The following is a 19,775-nucleotide window of genomic DNA, read 5'->3' on the forward strand; positions in this document are numbered from 1 at the left end:
GGTGTCATGGCGTAGCTGCCGAGGTGGCAGGCCTACGCGCCGGTACTTCACTTCCCAAGGGCACATCCACCAACACCGTATCGGCGGGTGGAGCGCTGCGTGTAGACCTGTTTACATGCCGTTTTTGCGCGCTGCTTACTTCGGCGCTCTGCCGTAGGTGTCCTCGAACCGCACGATGTCGTCCTCGCCCAGGTAGCTGCCGCTCTGCACTTCGATGATCTCGAGCGGCACCTTGCCGGGGTTGGCCAGGCGGTGGGTCTGGCCCAGGGGGATGTAGGTGCTCTGGTTCTCGGTGAGGATGATCACCTTCTCGCCATTGGTCACTTCGGCGGTGCCGCTCACCACGATCCAATGTTCGGCGCGGTGGTGGTGCATCTGCAGGCTCAGGCTGGCGCCCGGCTTGACCATGATGCGCTTGACCTGGTGGCGCGGGCCGTTGTCGATGCTGTCGTACCAGCCCCAGGGGCGGTGCACCTTGCGGTGCAGCGTGTGCTCGCCGCGCTGTTCGGCGTCCAGGCGGTTGACGATCTTCTTCACGTCCTGGCTGCGGGCGCGGTCGGTCACCAGCACGGCGTCGGCGGTTTCCACCACGATCACGTCGTCCAGGCCCACCACGCTCACCAGGCGGCTGGTGGCATGCACGAGGGTGTTGCGGCTGTCGGCGAACACGGCGTCGCCCACGTGGCTGTTGCCGGCTTCATCCTTGGGTGCCACCTGCCAGACGGCTTCCCAGGCACCCAGGTCGTTCCATCCGGCGTTCAGCGGCACCATGCGGATGGCGGCCGGGCTGCCCGGGCACTTTTCCATCACCGCGTAGTCGACCGACTCCGAAGGCACGGCCGCGAACTCGGCCTGGCCGGGCCGCACGAACTTGTCGTCGATCTTGCGCGCAGCCCAGGCGGCGCGTGTGGCGCTGGCGATGTCGGGGCGGAAGCGCTCCAGCGCGTTCATCCAGGCCGACGCGCGCAGTACGAACATGCCGCTGTTCCAGTAGTAGCTGCCTTCGGCCAGGTAGCGTGCAGCGGTGGCGGCGTCGGGCTTTTCGACAAAACGTTCCACCGCGGCGATGCCTTCGGCGGCCGACGCGAGGATGTAGCCGTAGCCGGTTTCCGGCCGGTCGGGCGTGATGCCGAGGATCACGATGGTGCCGTCGGCGGCGGCTTCGACCGCCTGGGTCAGCGCGCGGTTGAAGCTGCCGCTGTCCGTCACCGTCTGGTCGGCGGGCGTCACCACCAGCACCGGGTCCTGGCCGCCTTCCAGCGCCTGCAGCGCAGCCAGCGTCAGCGCCGGTGCGGTGTTGCGGCCCATCGGTTCCAGGATGACGGCGCTGGGCTCGGCCTTCAGCTCGCGCAGTTGGTCCAGCACCAGGAAGCGGTGCTCTTCATTGCCCACCACCAGCGGCGGATGGACGGCCTGGGTGGGGCTGGCCAGCCCCTGCAGCCGGGTGACGGCCTGCTGGAACAGGCTGGTGTTGCCCGATAACACCAGGAACTGCTTGGGGTAGCCGGCGCGCGAGAGCGGCCACAGGCGGGTTCCCGAGCCACCCGCCATGACGACGGGGGTGATGGGCGGATGGGAGGCAGTGCTGTTCATGGAGTTTCTAGGTCTCGAATCCGTGGGGGTTCATGCGCTGCCAACGCCAGCTGTCTTCGCACATGCGGGCCAGGTCGTGTTGTGCCGTCCACCCCAGCAGCGATTGCGCCAGGGCGGGGTCGGCATAGCAGGCGTCGATGTCGCCGGGCCGGCGGGGGGCGATGTCGTAGGGGACGGGGCGGCCGCTGGCGGCCTCGTAGGCGCGCACCAACTCCAGCACGCTGTAGCCGCGGCCGGTGCCCAGGTTCACGGTGAAGGAGCCCGGCGTTTCCAGCAGGCGGCGCAGGGCCGCCACGTGGCCTTCGGCCAGGTCCGTCACGTGGATGTAGTCACGCACGCCGGTGCCGTCCGGCGTGTCGTAGTCGTTGCCAAACACCTGCAGCCGCGCCCGCTTGCCCACCGCCACCTGGGCCACGTAAGGCATCAGGTTGTTCGGAATGCCGCGGGGGTCTTCGCCGATCTGCCCGCTCGCGTGGGCGCCCACGGGGTTGAAGTAGCGCAGCACGCCGGTCTGCCAGTGCGGTTCGGCGGCGCCCAGGTCGGCCAGGATCTGCTCGCCGATCAGCTTGGTCTGGCCGTACGGGTTGGTGGCCTGCAGCCGGGCTTGTTCGGTGATGGGCAGCGCCTCGGGTTTGCCGTAGACCGTGGCACTGCTGCTGAACACGAAGCGGTGGCAGCCATGGCGGCGCATCGCCTCGCACACGGTCAGCAGGCCGCCGATGTTATTGGCGTAGTAGCTGAGGGGCTTGGCGGTGGATTCGCCCACGGCCTTGAAGGCCGCGAAGTGCACCACCGCATCGATGCGGTGGCGCTGGAACACCGACTCGACGAAGGCGGCGTCGGTGACGCTGCCTTGCTCGAACACCGGCTGCTCGCCGCCCAGCAGCGCCTGCAGGCGCTGCAGCACGGCCGGCGAGCTGTTGGAAAAGTCGTCCAGCCCGACCACCTGGCAGCCGGCGGCCCCCAGCGCCAGCCATGTGTGCGAAGCGATGTACCCGGTGGCGCCGGTCAACAGGATGGTGGTCATGAACCGGCACGTCAGAGTTGCAGGGCGAATTGCCCGTAGCAGCTGGCGGTGCGCGAGTCGTACGGAACCGACAAGACGGAGGACGACGAGCGCGACTCGTAGCCCACGCTGCAACCCACCGTCAACGACCGCATCGCCATCCAGCGCAGGCCCACTGTGACGAAGCGTGTGTTGTCTCCGCCACTGGCCGAGAGGTTCAGCACAGAGGCATCCAACTTGCGGTGCACGTAACGCACGCTGGCATCGGCGGCCACCTTGGAGGTGACTTCGTAGGTGGCGCGGGTGCCGATGGAAGTGCTGATGCGGCTGCTGGTCAGCACTTGGTCGGCCGATCCGCCCAGCAGGCTGATTTCTTCGCCGGTGTCGCGCGTCAGGCTGGTGACGAAGCGCAGCTTGCCGGTGGGCCGCCAGTCCCAGTTGACGTCGCCGGTCAAACCGCTGAAATCGGCATTGCTGGCCACGCTGTGGCTGGTGTCGCTGAGGCTCACTCGGCCGTTGATGCTGCTGTTGCCGGTGGGCGTCCAGGTGGCGGTGAAATCGATGTCGCGGCGGTCGTATTCGTCGCGCGGGTTGCGGTCGGCATACTCGCCTTTGGTGAAGCGCAGCGCCGCCCCGGCGGTCAAGGCGCCGCTGAAGCGGTACCGCAGGCCGGCCGACACGGCGTTCTGGTCGAAATTGCGGCCCCGGTAGGCATTGAGCGAGTAGTCCACCCGGCGATAGGTATAGCTGGTCTCGGCGGTCAGCCGGGTGACCACCCCCACACGCGCCACCGCGCGGAAGCTCAGGTCGCGCAGCGTGTTCTTGTCGCTGTTGCCGGGGGCGATTTCATAACGCGCCAGGCTTTGATTGGCGTTCAACTCCACCGTGCCCGAGATGCGCTCGATCGTCGCCCAGTCCACGCCGGCCTTCAGCCCGTAGCCGGTGTTGTCCAGCGAGCCGTTGTCCATGAACTTGTTGGCGCTGACCGTGGCGTTGCCGTACACGCGCTGGCGGCCGATGGTCTGGTCCACGCCGCCGTACAGCGAGGTGGTGGAGATGGTGTCCGATACCTCGTTGTTCTGGGTCCGGTAGATGTTGGACTCGTGCGTGAAGGACTGCGACACGCCGATGTAGTAGGGTGTGCTTTGCGCATGCGCGCCGCCCGCGGCGCACAGCACGGCCGCGATGGGCAGCAGTCGGGTTCGCAGCACCATGCCGGTTCTCCTTTGAGTGTCGTTCTTGGGTTCAGTACGCATTGCGGTCAAACAGCATCACCCGCACCGTGCGCACGATGATCTGCAGGTCCAGGCCGAGCGTCCAGTTGCGCAGGTACTCCAGGTCGTACTCCACCCGCTGCTGCATCTTCTCGATCGTCTCGGTCTCGCCCCGCAGTCCGTTGACCTGCGCCCAGCCGGTGATGCCCGGCTTCACCTTGTGGCGCACCATGTAGGCCTTGATCAGCTTGCGGTACTGCTCGTTGTGGGCCACGGCATGCGGGCGCGGCCCCACGATGCTCATCCGGCCCTGCAACACGTTGATGAATTGCGGCAGCTCGTCGAGCGAGGTCTTGCGGATGAATGCACCGAACGGCGTGATGCGCGGGTCGCCGCGCTGGGCCTGCTTGACGACGGACCCGTTGTCCATCGAGCGCATCGAGCGGAACTTGTAGACGATGATCTCTTCGCCATCCAGGCCGTTGCGCTTCTGCCGGAAGATCACCGGCCCGGGGGAACTGAGTTTCACGCCGATGGCCAGCACCAGCAGGATGGGCGAGATCAGCACCAGGATGATGCTCGCCAGCACGATGTCGCTGATGCGCTTGACGAGCTCGTTGGTGCCAGTGAAGGGCGTCTCGCAGATGCCGACCACGGGGATGCCGTTCATGTCCTGCAGCCGCCCCTGGATGATGCTGATGCCGAACACGTCGGGCACGAAGAAGATCGATGCGGTGGTGCCCTGGATGCTCTCAAGCAGCTGGAGGATGCGCGGCTGGGAGCCGAGCGGCAGCGTGATGTACACCTCCTTGATGCCGTGCTCGTGCACGTAGGGCGCCAGGGCGGCCAGGCGCCCCAAAAGCTGCCCCGCGGCGGCGCCGTCGACGCGTTCATCGGCCCGGTCATCGAAGTAGCCGATGAAGTCGCTGCCTTGCTCCCGGTGGTCCATCAAGGCCTTGGCCACCTTCACGCCCAGCGCCCCGGCCCCCACCACGACCGCGTTTCGGCGGGCTTCCGGCCGTGCGGCGTGCTTGCGCAGCACGTGCCGGCCCGCCATGACGGCCAGCCACTGCAGAATCGGCGTGGCGACGGCCCATGCGATGAGCACCTGCTCCTCGAAGTAGGTGAAGCTGCGCGTGGCGTAGCCGCACAGGCCCAGGATCGCCAGCAGCGTCACCCATGAGCTGACGATGTCCGTCGCCGCCGCGATGCCCGCATCCTTGAACCGGTTGCGGCCCGGAAAGGTCAGCGCAAACACCAGCAGGCACAGCACCAGGTCGGCGCGTCCGACCGGGACCTCGAAGGCCGCGGTGGCCACCAGCAGCACCAGCACGGTGATCACCGGTTCCATGAACGCCGCGACGAACGATGTGACCGATTGGGGCGCGCTGTAGAACCTTCTGGTGTAACTGCGGTCTTCGAACATGTTGGTGGGTCACGGTGGCGGCGGAGGCGGCGCGAAGGCGGCTGGCCGCGCTGCGGACAGGGTCAGCAAGGGCTTGCTGCTGGCCCCATAGGCAAAAAAACATTCTCGCTCAATTCGATGACGGCTCCGCCGCGGCCTGCAAGTCCAGATGCAACCGGTGCCCTCCCTACAATCCATGCATGTTTCGCAGCCTCCAAGCCCTGTTGGCCCCTGCGCTCGTGGAGCGCATGGTGCTGATGGCCAACCACGTGCTGGCGTCCGAGCCCGTCGCCACCGAACGCCTTCGTCCCCATGCCGGCCGCAGCATCGGCGTGGAGTGGACCGAGTGGCCCGGGCTGCTGCCGGCGCCGCCCGTACTTTTGTTTCACGTCACGCCGGCCGGGTTGCTGGAGTGGACGCCCGACGGCGGGGCGCCGGCGCTCGCTGACCTGGTCATGCGCATCGACGCCCGCCGGCCGCTCGAGATGCTGGCGCAGGTCGCCGCGGGCGGCCGGGTGCCGATGGAAGTGCAGGGTGATGCGGCGCTCGCGGCCGACGTCAACTGGCTGGTCGACAACGTGCGCTGGGACGTGGAGGCGGACCTGGCGCGTGTCATCGATCCCCGCCTGGCGCACGAGGTGGCCGGCGTGTCCCGGGCCCTGGTCAAGGGCCTTCGCTTCGCGCTGAGCACCGGTGCAGGCTGGGCGGCGCGCTGGCGCGCCGGGCGCACGTGACCGCCCCGCGATGAGGCGGCTCGCGAGGTTGTTGCTGATCGTCGTCACGCTGCTGCGGTTCGGCGTGGACGACATCGCGTTGTCGGGTTTCCGGCAGGGATGGGTGCGCTGGCTCGCCCGGGTGGTGACGCTGGGCCGCCGGTTCGATGCCCCGCGCGGCGTGCGGCTGCGCATGGCGCTGGAGCGCCTGGGCCCCATCTTCGTCAAATTCGGGCAGGTGCTCTCGACGCGCCGCGACCTGCTGCCGCGCGATGTGGCCGACGAACTGGCCAAGCTGCAGGACGACGTGCCCCCTTTCCCGGGCGAACAGGCGGTGGCGCTGGTCGAACGTGCGCTGCGCAAGCCGCTGTCGGCCGTTTTTTCGCAGTTCGACACCCAGCCGGTGGCCAGTGCGTCGATCGCGCAGGTGCATTTCGCGACGCTGCTGTCGGGCCGCGAGGTGGCGGTGAAGGTGCTGCGCCCGGGCATGCTGGACGTGATCGAGGACGACCTGGCGCTACTGCACCGCCTGGCGCGCTGGGTCGAGCGGGTCAGCGTCGACGGCAAGCGGCTGAAGCCGCGCGAGGTGGTGGCCGAGTTCGATATCTACCTGCATGACGAGCTGGATCTGATCCGCGAAGCCGCGAATGCGGCCCAGTTGCGCCGCAACATGCAGGAACTGGGCCTGTGCCTGGTGCCCGAGATGGTGTGGGACCTCTGCACGCCGACGGTCATGGTGATGCAGCGCATGGACGGCGTGCCGATCAGCCAGGTGGAGCGCCTGCGGACGGCGGGCGTCGACATCAAGAAGCTCGCGCGCGACGGCGTGACGATCTTCTTCACCCAGGTGTTCCGCGACGGCTTCTTCCATGCCGACATGCACCCCGGCAACATCCAGGTCAGCACCGCGCCGATGACCTTCGGTTGTTACATCGCGCTCGATTTCGGGATCATCGGCACGCTGACCGAGAACGACAAGGAATACCTCGCGCAGAACTTCATCGCGTTCTTCCGGCGCGACTACAAGCGCGTGGCCGAACTGCACGTGGAGAGCGGCTGGGTGCCGCCGGAGACGCGTGTCGACGCGCTGGAAAGCGCGATCCGCGCGGTCTGCGAACCGCACTTCGACCGGCCGCTGAAGGACATCTCGCTGGGGCAGGTGCTGATGCGCCTGTTCCAGACGTCGCGCCGCTTCAACGTCGAGATCCAGCCCCAGCTGGTCCTGCTGCAGAAAACCCTGCTGAACGTCGAAGGCCTCGGCCGCCAGCTCGATCCCGACCTGGACCTGTGGGCCACCGCCAAGCCCTTCCTGGAGCGCTGGATGAACCAGCAGATCGGCTGGCGCGGCCTGGTCGAGCGCGTGAAGAACGAGGCGCCGCGCTACGCCCAGCTGCTGCCCGAGCTGCCGCGCCTGGTGCACCAGAGCCTGCAGAGCCGTGCACGGGCGGATGAGGTGAGGGCGCTGCGCGACCTCGTCGCAGAGCAGCGCCGGACCAACCGCCTGCTGCTTGCGCTGGTGTGCGCCGGCCTGGGTTTCGGCTTGGGCGCGGTGGGGGTGCAGCTCCTGCGCATGCTGTAGCGCAGCACGGCGGCTAGAATACCGGGTTCCGTCCATCTGCCTCGCTCCACGCGTTCCAAGGGTTCTGTCATGCCGATCTACGCCTATCGCTGCGCCGAATGCGGCCACACGAAAGACGTGCTGCGCAAGCTGTCCGATCCGCCGCTGACGACTTGTCCGGCCTGCGGCGCCGAGGCGTTCGAGAAGCAGGTCACCGCCGCTGGCTTCCAGCTCAAGGGCTCGGGGTGGTACGTGACGGACTTCCGCAACGGCTCGTCCGGCGGCGCGGCGGCGGCCAAGCCGGCGGCCGGCGGCGACGGCACCCCGGCCGCCCCTGCGGCGGCAGCCGGCAGCGACAGCGCGCCCGCACCGGCCGCATCGGGCGAGGCCGCCAAGCCGGCCGCCCCGGCGGCGCCCGCGGCGTCGAGCGGCAGCGGCCCCAGTGGCGGCGCCTGAGCTTTGCGCCCTGCCCGGGAAACCGCCTTGAAAAAATACCTGCTTGCCGGCCTGCTGGTCTGGCTGCCGATGGCAGTCACCGTGTGGGTGCTGCACGCGGTGCTGGGGCTGATGGACGGCGTCTTCGGCTGGATCCTCAGCACCTCGCAGGCGGTGCTGCCCGGCGGGGCGCACGGGCCCATCGACGCCCTGCGCGAGGTGCCGTTCCTGGGCCTGCTCGTCGTCGTCGTGCTGCTGCTGCTGACGGGTGTCTTCGCGACCAACATCGCCGGGCAGTGGGCCCTGCGCCAGGGCAGCCGCGTGCTGCACCGCATCCCGATCGTCAAGTCGATCTACAGCTCGGTCAAGCAGGTCTCCGACACGTTGTTCTCCAGCAATGGCAACGCCTTCCGCGAGGCGGTGCTGGTGCAGTACCCCCGCGCCGGTGCCTGGACGATCGCCTTCATCACGGGCCGCCCCGGCGGCGAGGTGGCCAGCCGCCTGTCGGGCGAGCATGTGAGCCTCTACGTACCCACCACGCCCAACCCGACCTCCGGCTTCTTCCTCATGGTGCCGCGCAGCGAGGTGATCACGCTGCGCATGAGCGTCGACGAGGCGTTGAAGTACATCATTTCGATGGGCGTGGTGGCACCGCCGCCGTCGGCTTCCTTGCCCGCCATGCCTCCCTTGCCGCCGGGAGGGCTGGCGCCTCCCGCGCCCATCGAGTCGCCCGCGCCCGAGGTGGAGCGAAATCTGGCGGGCTGAGCGCCTGGCACGCGCCCAGCCCGACGCGGCCGGCGCCCGCGCCGCCCCCCGTGCCCGCCACCCGCAAGAACCCCCGCATTCCGGAGAGATTTGAATGAGAACCTCGTATTGCGGCCTGGTCAGCGAAGCGCTGATGGGCCAGACGGTCACCTTGATGGGCTGGGCCCAGCGCCGCCGCGACCATGGCGGCGTGATCTTCATCGACCTGCGTGACCGCGAAGGCATCGTCCAGGTCGTCTGCGACCCCGACCGGCCCGAGATGTTCGCCACCGCCGAAGACGTGCGCAGCGAGTTCTGCCTGAAGGTCGTCGGCCTCGTGCGTCCCCGCCCCGCGGGCACCGAGAACGCCAACCTCACCAGCGGCAAGGTCGAGGTGCTGTGCCACGAGCTCGAGGTCTTGAACGCCAGCGTCACGCCGCCGTTCCCGCTCGACGACGACAACCTGTCGGAAACCACCCGCCTGACCCACCGCGTGCTCGACCTGCGCCGCCCCGCGATGCAGCACAACCTGATGCTGCGCTACCGGGTCGCGATGGAGGTGCGCAAGTACCTCGACGAGCATGGCTTCATCGACATCGAGACGCCGATGCTCACCAAGAGCACGCCCGAAGGCGCGCGCGACTACCTGGTGCCAAGCCGCGTCAACGACGGGATGTTCTTCGCGCTGCCGCAGAGCCCGCAGCTCTTCAAGCAGCTGCTGATGGTCTCCGGCTTCGACCGGTACTACCAGATCACCAAGTGCTTCCGGGACGAAGACCTGCGCGCCGACCGCCAGCCGGAATTCACCCAGATCGACCTGGAGACCTCCTTCCTCACGGAGGGCGAGATCCGCGAGATCACCGAGAACATGATCCGCACGGTGTTCCGCAAGACGCTCGGCGTCGAGCTGCCCGAGTACCCGGTGATGACCTACGCCGAGGCGATGCACCGCTTCGGCTCCGACAAGCCCGACCTGCGCGTCAAGCTCGAATTCACCGAGCTGACCGAGGTGATGGCGGACGTCGACTTCAAGGTCTTCTCCACGCCCGCCACCACCAAGGGCGGCCGTGTCGTCGCGCTGCGCGTGCCCGGCGGCGGCGAGATGAGCCGCGGCGAGATCGACGGCTACACCGAGTTCGTCAAGATCTACGGCGCCAAGGGCCTGGCCTGGATCAAGGTGAACGACCTGGCCAAGGGCCGCGAAGGCCTGCAGAGCCCCATCGTCAAGAACCTGCACGACGCCGCGCTGGCCGAGGTGCTCAAGCGCACCGGCGCCCAGAACGGCGACCTGCTGTTCTTCGGCGCCGACAAGGCCAAGGTCGTCAACGACGGCATCGGCGCGCTGCGCGTGAAGATCGGGCACAGCGAGTTCGGCCGCAACAAGGGCCTGTTCGAGGACCGCTGGGCGCCGCTGTGGGTGGTCGACTTCCCGATGTTCGAGCACGACGAGGAGGCCGACCGCTGGGTCGCGGTGCACCACCCGTTCACCGCGCCGAAGGACGGCCACGAGGACCTGATGGACACGGCACCCGACCAGTGCATCGCCAAGGCCTATGACATGGTGCTCAACGGCTGGGAGCTTGGCGGCGGCTCGGTGCGTATCCACCGCGCCGAGGTGCAGAGCAAGGTCTTCAGCGCCCTGAAGATCGGGCCGGAGGAAGCGCAGCTCAAGTTCGGCTTCCTGCTCGACGCGCTGCAGTACGGCGCACCCCCGCACGGCGGCCTGGCCTTCGGCCTCGACCGCCTGATCACGCTGATGACCAAGGCCGAGTCGATCCGTGACGTGATCGCCTTCCCGAAGACCCAGCGTGCGCAAGACCTGCTGACCGGCGCGCCGGGCCCGGTCGACGAGAAGCAGCTGCGCGAGCTGCACATCCGCTTGCGCAACCCGGTGGCGCAGGGCTGATCCCTCCGGGTGTGATGCCCGCCGGCCGAGGGCTGACATGACCCGCGCCTACAAGATCCCGGAGTCGGTGCTGGTGGTGATCCACACCCCGGCGCTCGACGTCCTGCTGATCGAGCGGGCCGACCATCCCGGCTTCTGGCAGAGCGTCACCGGCTCGAAGGACCACCCCGACGAGCCGCTCGGCGAGACCTGCGCCCGCGAGGTGCGCGAGGAGACCGGCATCGTCATCGGCAGCCCCGCCGTGCCGGCCGATGCGCTGCGCGACTGGCAGCTCGCCAACCTCTACGAGATCTACCCCGTCTGGCGGCACCGCTACGCGCCGGGGGTGACGCAGAACACCGAGCACGTGTTCGGGTTGCAGGTGCCGGCGGGCACGGCGGTTGCACTCAGTCCGCGTGAACACACGGCCTCGGTGTGGCTGCCGTGGCGCGAGGCGGCCGATCGCTGCTTCTCGCCCAGCAATGCCGAGGCGATCCTGCAGCTGCCGCGCTTTGCCCAGGGCGGCGCGAAGCCCACGCCATGACGCTCAATCCCCTCCAATCGACGCTGCTCCCGCCGGCCAGCACGCTCGGCCGGCTGCGCGTGGCCACCTACAACATCCACAAGGGCGTACGGGGCCTCGGGCCGATGAAGCGGCTGGAGATCCACAACCTCGGCCAGGGTGTCGAGGCGCTGGACGCCGACATGGTGTTCCTGCAGGAGGTGCGCCTGTTCAACCACCGCGAGGCGAAGGCGTTCGCCCGCACCACCTTCGGCTGGCCCGACGGCGGCCAGGCCGACTTCCTCGCCCCCGAGGGCTACGAGGTCGCCTACCGGACCAACGCGATCACGCGCGACGGCGAGCACGGCAACGCCGTCCTGTCGCGCTGGCCGATCGGCGACATCGGCCACCACGACGTCAGCGACCACCGCTTCGAGCAGCGCGGCCTGCTGCACGTGCCCATCCAGTGGAACGGCGTGACGGTGCACACCGTGACGGCGCACTTCGGGCTGATCCACGCGAGCCGCGTGCGGCAGGCCCGGCGGCTGGCCGACTTCATTGCGCACACCGTGCCCGAAGGCGCGCCCGTCGTCGTCGCCGGGGATTTCAACGACTGGGGCGAGAAGCTCGATACCCCGATGGCCGACTGCGGCCTGCAGCGCGCGCGCGAAGCCCAGGGCCGCGCGAGCAAGTGCCTGACCTTCCCGTCGCGCGTGCCGGTGTTCGCGCTCGACCGCTTCTACACCCGCGGGCTGGCCTGCCGCTCGACCTTCGTGCCCCGGGGCGGCGCCTGGGCCCGCATGTCGGACCACCTGCCCCTCGTGGCCGAGTTCGACCTTGCCTGACGCGTCGCCCGACGCCGAGCAGCCCGCGGGCGACGTGCCGCCCCCTGCGGGCCATCCGCTGCACTGGTACAGCCTGCCGCGCGCCTTGTTCACCGGCGGCAACCAGGTGCGGCTGCTGCGGGGCGGCGATGCGCTGTTCCCGGCGATGTGCCGCGCGATCGAGGCGGCGCACCACGAGGTCTGGCTGGCCACCTACATCTTCCACGACGACGCCGCCGGGCTGTGCATCGTGGCGGCCCTGGAAGCCGCCGCGCGGCGCGGCGTTCGTGTGCGGGTGGTCGTCGACGGCTTCGGCTCGGCCGCGGCGCTCGCTGCGCTGCGCACGCGGCTGGAGGCGGGCGGCGTCGGGCTGGTGGTGTTCCGGCCCACCGAAGGCTGGCGGTCATGGCTGCAGCCCGAAAGCTTCCGCCGCCTGCACCAGAAGCTGTGCGTCGTCGATGGCGAGGTCGGCTTCGTCGGCGGGATCAACGTGCTGGACGACCGCTTCGACCTCGGCCACGGCGCCCTCGACGCGCCCCGGCTCGACTTCGCCGTCGAGGCGCGTGGCCCGGTGGTGCTGCCGATCGAACACACCGTGCGGGCGGTGTGGAGCCGCGCGGCCTTCGGCCGCGACTGGCGAGACGAAGCCATGGCCACGGTGCGCAGCGCCCGGCCGGTGGCGCGGGCGCGGGCCCTGATGCGGCGCATGCGCATCCGCCCGCCGCTGCGCGCCGCGGTGCCGGTGCTGCGCGACCTGCAGCCGGTGCGCGCCGCCTTCGTCGTGCGCGACAACCTGCGCCAGCGGCGCGCCATCGAACGCGCCTACATCGACGCGTTCCGGCAGGCCCGCCACCGCATCGACATCGTGTCGCCGTACTTCTATCCGGGCCTGCAGTTCCGCCGCACCCTGCGCAACGCCGCGCGCCGCGGCGTGCAGGTGCGGCTGCTGCTGCAGGGCCGGCCGGACTACCGCTTCGCCGCGCTGGCCGCCAGCGTGCTCTACGAGGAGATGCTGGCGCAGGGGGTGCGCATCTTCGAGTACATGCCCGCCTTCCTGCATGCCAAGGTGGCGCTGGCCGACGACCACTGGGCGACGGTCGGCAGCTCGAACATCGACCCGCTGTCGCTGCTGCTCAACCTGGAGGCCAACGTCGTCGTGCACGACCAGGCGTTCACCGCGGAGCTGGCACGGCAGTTCGAGGAGGCCGTGGCGGCCTCGCGCGAGGTGCTGCCGACCGCGGTGAGCCGCGGACTGTGGGCGCGGCTGGAACGCGGCTTCGTCGCATGGAGCGCGCGGCTGTACCTGCGCGTGGGCGGCATCACCGGGCTGTACTGACCCGGCGCCGCACGCGCCCCGGCCGGCGGCGGTGACTCAGAACCGGTCGCTCAGGTCCGGCCCGTAGCGGTTGGGGCCGCGGGTGCCCCGCAACAGGCCGTTGTCGATCAGGGCCCACACCCAGCCGATCACCGGCAGCAGGTACACCAGCACCCAGAGGGCGGAGCGGTCGCGGTCATGCCAGCGCTTGGCCGAGACCGCGGCGACCGGCCAAAGCAGCAGCAGGTTCACCAGCTCCTCGGTGCGTGCGGCGTCCACGCCCACGACGCGCAGCAGCCCCGTGGCGAGCACCCCGAGCCCGATCGGCGCCAGCACGCCATAGCGCCACCAGATGCGCCGCGGGATGCGGCCGCGCAGGCCGAGGAAGATCTGCAGGGGCGTCATCGGCTCTTCGCCGGGGCGCCGCGGGGAAGGGGTGTCGAGGGACGTCATCGAGCAGGCCAGTATCCCATCGCGCCCGTGCGGCTCCCCAGTGGCGGCGCACGGGCCTCGGCCGCCGTCGCCACAATGCGACGATGCAAGATCTGGTGGTGGCCACGCCCGACGGCCTGTACTGCCCGCCCGGCGATTTCCACATCGATCCCTGGCGGCCGGTGTCGCACGCGATCATCACCCATGCCCACGCCGACCACGCCCGCCGCGGCCACGCGCACTACCTGGCATCGGACGACAGCGCCGGCGTGCTGCGCGCCCGGCTGGGCGACGACATCGTGCTGCAGACGCTCGGCTGGGGCGAGGCGGTCGAGCACCGCGGCGTGCGGATCAGCCTGCATCCGGCCGGCCACGTGCTCGGCTCGGCCCAGGTGCGGCTCGAGCACCGCGGCCGCGTGTGGGTGGCATCCGGCGACTACTTCGTCGCCGGCGACACCGGGCCGCAGGGCGCGGCCGACGTCAACGCCACCTGCGCGCCGTTCGAGCCGGTGCGCTGCGACTGCTTCATCACCGAGTCGACCTTCGGCCTGCCGATCTACCGCTGGCCCGCGCAGGCGGCCCTGTTCGCCGACATCAACCGCTGGTGGCAGCAGAACGCCGAGCTCGGCCGCGCCAGCCTGCTGATGGGCTACAGCTTCGGCAAGGCGCAGCGCATGCTGGCGGGGGTCGATCCCTCGATCGGCCCCATCGTGGTGCACGGCGCGGTCGAGACGCTCAACGCCGCCTACCGCGCCGCCGGCGTCGCGCTGCCCGCCACGCAGGCTGCCGCCGATGTGCCCAAGGCCGAGCTGCGCCGCGCGCTGGTGGTGGCGCCGCCGTCGGTGCAGGGCTCGCCGTGGCTGCGGCGCTTCGGCGAGTACAGCGACGCATTCGCCAGCGGCTGGATGCAGCTGCGCGGGGCGCGGCGGCGGCGTGCGGTGGACCGCGGCTTCGTGCTGTCCGACCATGCCGACTGGCCGGGGCTGCAGCAGGCGATCGCCGCCACGGGCGCGCAGCGCGTCATCGTCACGCACGGCTACGAGGCGGTGATGGTGCGCTGGCTGCAGGCGCAGGGCCTGGAGGCGGGCGCCTTCCGCACCGAATACGGCGACGATGCGCTGGACGATCCCCCGCCCGCCACCACGGCGCCCGGGGCGATGGCGGCCCCGGCGGGCGAGCCGGCCGGCGGCTGACCGACAATTTCCCGATGGACCGCGACGACCTCGACCCCACCCGCGCGCTGGACGGCTGGAATCCCCACCGGGGCCCGCGGCCGACCGATGCGGAGCTGACCAGCCTGCTCGACGGCTGGCAGGCTCGTGGCACCCCGCTGCACCCGCTGCGCGACGGGGACGAGCCGCCGGCGCAGCGCCTCGCGCTGCCCCGCCTGCAGCCGCGGCCCGGCGAGGCCGAGCCCGTAGAACTCGACGGCATCGGCCGGCAGGCGGCGCAGCGGGCGGCGCGCTGGGGGGCCGCCGACATCACCGACATCGAGCTGGACTGGCAGCCCGCGCCGGTCGCCGCGCGCGCCCCGGCCCACCCGCGCGTGCTTGAGCGCTGGGAGCCCGGCGCCTGGGTCGCGGCGGTGCGGCAGGTCGCCGAATCGACCACCGAGGTGCACGACGGCCCGCAGGGGCCGGTGGTCGAGACCTTCGCCGCCCTGCGGCTCATCGCCTGGTGGATGCCGACGGCGTCCGGCGCGCCGCTGGGCCGGTGGCCGCACCGGGTCCAGCTGCAGCCGGTCGAGACCGAGCGGGTGCCGCTGGCGCTGCTGTCGCCGCTGCCGCAGGACGCCCGCGTCTGGTGCCTGCACGAGGCCGCGGCCGGCGAGGCCGTCGACTGGGCGCTCGTCGGCCAGCTCGTGCTGCTGCACGACACGGGCCTGCGCGCCCACCAGTTCGAGTCGCTGCAGGCGCTGGTCGAATCGGAGCGCGAGGGGCAGTACACGCGCCTGAACGGCGGCTATCGGTGGCCGGCAGCGGGCCAGCCCGTGGAGCAGGCCGACCCGGCCGATCCGGGCAGGCAGGCCTGAAGGCCGGCACGCCCGCGACCCCCGGCCCATGCAAGCCTTCGCCGCCCTCTACACCGCACTCGACGCCAGCACCGCCACCGGCGACAAGGTCGCCGCGCTGCGCCGCTACTTCGAGCAGGCCGCGCCGGCCGATGCCGCATGGGCGGTGTATTTCCTGGCGGGCGGCAAGCCGCGGCAGGTCGTGCCGACGGCGCTGCTGCGGGCGCTTGCCTGCCAGGAGGCCGCCATCCCCGAGTGGCTGTTCGAGGAGTGCTACCAGGCCGTCGGCGACCTGGCCGAGACCATCGCCCACGTGCTGCCGCCCGCGGTGCCCGGGCCGCCGGTGGGCCTGGCCGCCTGGGTGGAGGAGCGCCTGCTGCCGCTGCGCGGGCTGCCGCCCCAGGAGCAGTCGGCCCGCGTCGCGGCCGCCTGGCGCGAGCTCGATGCCACCGGCCGCTTCCTGCTCACCAAGCTCATCGGCGGCGGCTTCCGCGTGGGCGTGAGCAAGCTGCTGGTGCAGCGTGCGCTCGCCGGGCATGCCGGGCTCGATCCCAAGCGCGTGGCGCAGCGCATGATGGGCTACACCGACGCCAAGGCCACGCCCAGCGCGGCGCGCTACCTGGCGTTGCTGGCGCCGGTGGCCGACGGCCCGGCCGGCGGCGCGGACGAGCGGGCGCCGGACGACGCCGGCCAGCCGTATCCGTTCTTCCTGGCCCATGCGCTCGAGGGCGAGCCCGCCGGCTTCGAAGCGCGGCTGGGCCCGCCGTCGCAGTGGCTCGTCGAATGGAAGTACGACGGCATCCGCGCGCAGGTCGTCAAGCGCGCCGGCCGGGTGTGGATCTGGTCGCGCGGCGAGGAGCTGGTGACCGAGCGCTTCCCGGAGGTCGTGGCGCAGGCGCAGCGGCTGCCCGACGGCACGGTGCTCGACGGCGAGCTGCTGGTGTGGCGGGACGACCGGCCGGCGCCCTTCGCGCTGCTGCAACAGCGCATCGGCCGCACGACGCTGACGAAGAAGGTGCTGGCCGATGCGCCGGTCGACTTCATCGCCTACGACCTGCTGGAGTGGCAGGGCGCCGACCTGCGCGACCGCCCGCAGCACGCCCGGCGCGCCGGGCTCGAGGCTGCGCTGGCCGCCTCGCCGCTGCGCCTGTCGCCCGCCGTGCAGGCGCGCGACTGGCCCGCGCTGGCGGCACTGCGCGCCGGCTCGCGCGAGCGTGGCGTGGAGGGCTTCATGCTCAAGCACCGCGACGCCGCCTACGGCACCGGCCGCACCAAGGCCGGCGGCACGTGGTGGAAATGGAAGATCGAGCCGATGACGGCGGACGGCGTGCTGATCTACGCCCAGCGCGGGCACGGCCGGCGGGCCAGCGTCTACACCGACTACACCTTCGCGGTGTGGAACCGGGCGCCCGCCGATGCCGCCGAGGCGCAGCAGGTCATCGACGCGATCGGCCGCCGCGAGCCCGCGCAGCCCGGCGCCCTGCAGCTGGTGCCGTTCGCGAAGGCCTACTCCGGGCTCACCGACGCGGAGTTCGCCGAGGTCGACCGTGTCATCCGGTCGACGACGCTGGAGAAGTTCGGCCCCGTGCGCAGCGTGCGGCCCACGCTGGTCTTCGAGCTGGGGTTCGAGGGCATCCAGCGCAGCCCGCGCCACAAGAGCGGCATCGCCACGCGCTTCCCGCGCATGCTGCGCATCCGCGCCGACAAGCCGCTGTGGGAGGCCGACACGCTGCAGACGCTCGAGGCGCTGATCGACGCCGCGGCGCCGCCGGCACCCCCCTCACCAGCTCGGTGAGTGCGTGCCCGGCGGCATCGCAGGGCGGTCCCAGCCGGCGGGCGTGGCGGAGAACGCCACCGGGTGCCGCAGCACCGTGAGCTCGCCGAAGCCGCTCGCCTCCTGCTGCAGGTAGGGTTCGAAAGGCGGCGCCGCCGCGGCCAGCCCGCCCGCCACACGCCCCAGGCCGCGCAGCCAGCGGCCCACGCCGGCCAGCGACAGCTGCACGTGCCAGCTGCCGCCTTCCTGTTGCTGGCGCCACAGCGCGGCCTGCGTGCCGAAGGCGAGCAGGTAGCCCGCGGCGTAGTCGAGGATCTGCATCGGCAGTGCACGCGGGCGGTGCTCTCCGGCGGCCAGCGCCTCGGCGAGGTTGAAGCCGGTGGCCGTCTGCACCAGCGAGTCGAAGCCGCGCCGGCCGGCCCACGGGCCCTCGGCGCCGTAGGCGCTGAGCGACACGGCGACGATGCCGGGCCGCATCTGCGCCAGCGCCTGCGGGCCGAAGCCCAGCGCCTCCAGGGCGCCCGGCCGGTAGCCCTGGACGAACACGTGCGACGCCTCGACCAGCGCGCGCACCGCTTCGCGGCCGGCCTCGGTGCGCAGGTCGGCATGGGCCGAGCGCTTGCCGCGGCTGGTGTCGGCGATGGCAGCGATGTTGGGCAGGTGGGGGGCATTCACGAGCAGCACGTCGGCGCCGTAGGCGGCCAGCGTGCGGCTGGCCACCGGGCCGGCCAGGATGCGGGTGAGGTCGAGCACCCGCAGGCCGTGCAGCGGCCGCGCGCCCTCGGGCAGCGCCGGCCAGCGGCGCGGGTCGGCGGGCGGCGCGCCGGCGATGCGCTCGATGCGCAGCAGCGGCTGCGCGGCGACGGCCTGGCCCTGCAGGTGGGCGTCCCACTGCTCGAAGCTGCGTGCGGCGGCCACCACCAGGCCGGCCTCCGCGGCCGCGGCCTCGAACCCCTCGGCGTCCCACTCGCGCAGTGCCACCAGCACCTCGGCCCGCTCGACGGCGGGGCCGGCGGGCAGGCCCAGCAGGCGCAGCGCGCCGTCGCGGTGGTGGGCGAAGTTGGCGTGGATGCGCACCCAGCCGCTCTCCCCGGCGGGGCCGCAGGGGTACAGGCCCGAGAGCGGATCCCAGAGCTCGGGCTGCCGTCCGTCGACCAGGAAGTAGGCACAGCTGTCGAGCGCGGCATGCCGGCGGTCCACCTCGATGCGCTGGCGCTCGCCGCCGCCGCGGCGCAGGTGCCACAGCTCGGCCGCGGCGAGGCCGGCGGCGCCCAGCGACGCCTGGGCCGCGGTGGCGACCGCGAACGACGAGGGCAGCACCGGTTCGCTGCCGGGCAGCGCCGCGCAGGGCAGCGCCTCGGCCGGCAGGCCGGCCGCGTGCCAGAGCGCCGCGAGGGCGGCGCCGGGAAGGAGGGCGGGGGCTGCGTCGGCCATGGCGGACCCTAGCGCGACTTGCGTTCGCGCACGGCGGCGAGGAAGTCGTCGAGGATGGGCGTGCCGTCGAGCTGCTCGTCGTGGAACTGGTTGAGCGCCATGAACTCCGGGTGCCACTGCATGCCGAACACATAGCTCGGCCCCTTCCAGCGGATCGCCTCGACGACGCCGTCGGGGATCGCCAGCGCCTCCACCTCCAGGTCGTGGCCCAGCTCCTTCACCGACTGGTGGTGGATCGAGTTGATGGACGCCGCCGTGCGTTCCGGGTACAGGCTGGCCAGCTTGGTACCCCGCACGAGGCTCACCCGGTGGAACTGGCGCTCGTAGGTGTTTTCGTCGTGGTGCTTCAGCGCGCCGGGCAGCTGCGTCGGGATGTCCTGGTACAGCGATCCCCCGAAGGCGACGTTCAGCAGCTGGCAGCCGCGGCAGATGCCCAGCACCGGCTTGCCGGCGGTGATGAACGCATCGAGCAGTTCCATCTCGTAGAGGTCGCGCACGCGGTCCCCCGCCCACTGCGGCTTCATCGGCGCTTCGCCGTAGGTCTCCGGCGAGACGTCGGTGCCGCCCTGCAGCACCAGGCCGTCGAGCATGTCCGCGTAGTTGCGCAGGCTCATGTCGGTGCGTCGCACCAGGCCTTCGCGCTCGACCGCCGGGATCATGACGCCGAGCACCTCGCGCGACATCACCCAGTGGGCGACCGACTGCTCCAGGTAGTGCAGGGTTCGGGTGAACACGCCGCCCAGGCTCGGCACCGGCGACGTGGGATGGTAGATGCGGGCGGACAGGCCGATCAGCAGCGGCGAGGATCGTGATGAGGCGTCGGGCATGGTGCGGAGGGTGGCGGCAGCGTGGTGATAGGGCCGTGGTCAGGCAAACGCCATGCCCTGGCCCGGCTCGTGCGTGTGGCCTGATCGTATCGGCGGCGCTGGT

At 71.1% G+C, this 19,775-nt stretch carries 18 protein-coding genes; 11 read left to right on the plus strand and 7 right to left on the minus strand.

The annotated features are described in order from the left end of the window. Positions 1-135: 135 nt before the first annotated feature. Genes V4F39_RS21580 through V4F39_RS21595 form a run of 4 tightly spaced genes read right to left on the minus strand, consistent with a single transcriptional unit; the run spans position 136 to position 5,164 of the window. Positions 136-1,593, minus strand: coding sequence for a mannose-1-phosphate guanylyltransferase/mannose-6-phosphate isomerase (locus tag V4F39_RS21580; protein WP_332292028.1), 1,458 nt, complete (start codon positions 1,591-1,593; stop codon positions 136-138). A gap of 7 nt (positions 1,594-1,600) precedes the next feature. Then, on the minus strand, positions 1,601-2,620 hold the full coding sequence (galE, locus tag V4F39_RS21585; RefSeq protein ID WP_332292029.1) for a UDP-glucose 4-epimerase GalE: 1,020 nt from the start codon (positions 2,618-2,620) through the stop codon (positions 1,601-1,603). 11 nt (positions 2,621-2,631) lie between these two features. Further along, positions 2,632-3,813 carry a porin family protein gene (locus V4F39_RS21590; protein WP_332292031.1) on the minus strand — a complete coding sequence of 394 codons (1,182 nt, stop codon included), beginning with the start codon at positions 3,811-3,813 and terminating at the stop codon, positions 2,632-2,634. A gap of 31 nt (positions 3,814-3,844) precedes the next feature. Next, positions 3,845-5,164: an undecaprenyl-phosphate glucose phosphotransferase gene (locus V4F39_RS21595; protein WP_332292032.1), complete on the minus strand. Its 1,320-nt coding sequence runs from the start codon at positions 5,162-5,164 to the stop codon at positions 3,845-3,847. 254 nt (positions 5,165-5,418) lie between these two features. Between V4F39_RS21595 and V4F39_RS21600 the strand changes: the two genes are divergently transcribed. The 8 genes from V4F39_RS21600 (at position 5,419) to clsB (ending at position 13,215) form a co-directional block, all read left to right on the plus strand. Beyond that, positions 5,419-5,952: a hypothetical protein gene (locus tag V4F39_RS21600; protein WP_332292034.1), complete on the plus strand. Its 534-nt coding sequence runs from the start codon at positions 5,419-5,421 to the stop codon at positions 5,950-5,952. Between the two features lie 10 nt (positions 5,953-5,962). Continuing rightward, the gene (gene ubiB, locus V4F39_RS21605; RefSeq protein ID WP_332292035.1) at positions 5,963-7,510 is read left to right on the plus strand and encodes a ubiquinone biosynthesis regulatory protein kinase UbiB; all 1,548 of its coding nucleotides are present in this window, start codon (positions 5,963-5,965) and stop codon (positions 7,508-7,510) included. Positions 7,511-7,579: 69 nt separating this feature from the next. Next, positions 7,580-7,945 (plus strand): FmdB family zinc ribbon protein, encoded by a 366-nt coding sequence (locus tag V4F39_RS21610; RefSeq protein ID WP_332292036.1) that lies wholly within the window; start codon positions 7,580-7,582, stop codon positions 7,943-7,945. A gap of 27 nt (positions 7,946-7,972) precedes the next feature. Further along, positions 7,973-8,689, plus strand: a complete 717-nt coding sequence (locus tag V4F39_RS21615; protein WP_332292037.1) for a DUF502 domain-containing protein — start codon at positions 7,973-7,975, stop codon at positions 8,687-8,689. 94 nt (positions 8,690-8,783) lie between these two features. Then, positions 8,784-10,574, plus strand: a complete 1,791-nt coding sequence (aspS, locus tag V4F39_RS21620) for an aspartate--tRNA ligase (protein ID WP_332292039.1) — start codon at positions 8,784-8,786, stop codon at positions 10,572-10,574. Positions 10,575-10,611: 37 nt separating this feature from the next. After that, positions 10,612-11,097, plus strand: coding sequence for a dihydroneopterin triphosphate diphosphatase (gene nudB, locus V4F39_RS21625; protein ID WP_332292041.1), 486 nt, complete (start codon positions 10,612-10,614; stop codon positions 11,095-11,097). Continuing rightward, positions 11,094-11,900, plus strand: a complete 807-nt coding sequence (locus V4F39_RS21630) for an endonuclease/exonuclease/phosphatase family protein (protein ID WP_332292042.1) — start codon at positions 11,094-11,096, stop codon at positions 11,898-11,900. The genes nudB and V4F39_RS21630 overlap by 4 nt, the downstream gene beginning before the upstream one ends. Continuing rightward, a complete protein-coding gene (clsB, locus tag V4F39_RS21635) occupies positions 11,893-13,215 on the plus strand; it encodes a cardiolipin synthase ClsB (protein WP_332292043.1) in 1,323 nt (440 codons plus the stop codon). Before V4F39_RS21630 ends, clsB begins: the two co-directional genes overlap by 8 nt. 36 nt (positions 13,216-13,251) lie before the next feature. Here the strand turns inward: clsB and V4F39_RS21640 are convergent, their stop codons facing one another. Next, a complete protein-coding gene (locus V4F39_RS21640; protein ID WP_332292045.1) occupies positions 13,252-13,599 on the minus strand; it encodes a DUF805 domain-containing protein in 348 nt (115 codons plus the stop codon). A 131-nt stretch (positions 13,600-13,730) separates the two neighbouring features. Here V4F39_RS21640 and V4F39_RS21645 point away from each other — a divergent pair, with 131 nt between their 5' ends. From V4F39_RS21645 to V4F39_RS21655, 3 genes are read left to right on the plus strand one after another with little or no spacing between them, the layout of a single operon-like run. Beyond that, positions 13,731-14,819: a ligase-associated DNA damage response exonuclease gene (locus tag V4F39_RS21645; protein WP_332292046.1), complete on the plus strand. Its 1,089-nt coding sequence runs from the start codon at positions 13,731-13,733 to the stop codon at positions 14,817-14,819. Positions 14,820-14,833: 14 nt separating this feature from the next. After that, entirely contained in the window at positions 14,834-15,658 is an 825-nt protein-coding gene (locus V4F39_RS21650) for a hypothetical protein (RefSeq protein WP_332292048.1), read from the plus strand. 28 nt (positions 15,659-15,686) lie between these two features. After that, positions 15,687-17,432: an ATP-dependent DNA ligase gene (locus tag V4F39_RS21655; protein WP_332292050.1), complete on the plus strand. Its 1,746-nt coding sequence runs from the start codon at positions 15,687-15,689 to the stop codon at positions 17,430-17,432. Here V4F39_RS21655 and V4F39_RS21660 read toward each other — a convergent pair. After that, complete coding sequence (locus V4F39_RS21660) at positions 17,418-18,845, minus strand: CoA transferase (protein WP_332292051.1); 1,428 nt, start codon at positions 18,843-18,845, stop codon at positions 17,418-17,420. The genes V4F39_RS21655 and V4F39_RS21660 overlap by 15 nt on opposite strands. An 8-nt stretch (positions 18,846-18,853) precedes the next feature. Further along, positions 18,854-19,672, minus strand: a complete 819-nt coding sequence (locus V4F39_RS21665) for a gamma-glutamyl-gamma-aminobutyrate hydrolase family protein (RefSeq protein ID WP_332292053.1) — start codon at positions 19,670-19,672, stop codon at positions 18,854-18,856. Positions 19,673-19,775: the final 103 nt, after the last annotated feature.

This window comes from Aquincola agrisoli (assembly GCF_036621135.1).
Lineage (GTDB): Bacteria > Pseudomonadota > Gammaproteobacteria > Burkholderiales > Burkholderiaceae_C > Aquincola > Aquincola agrisoli.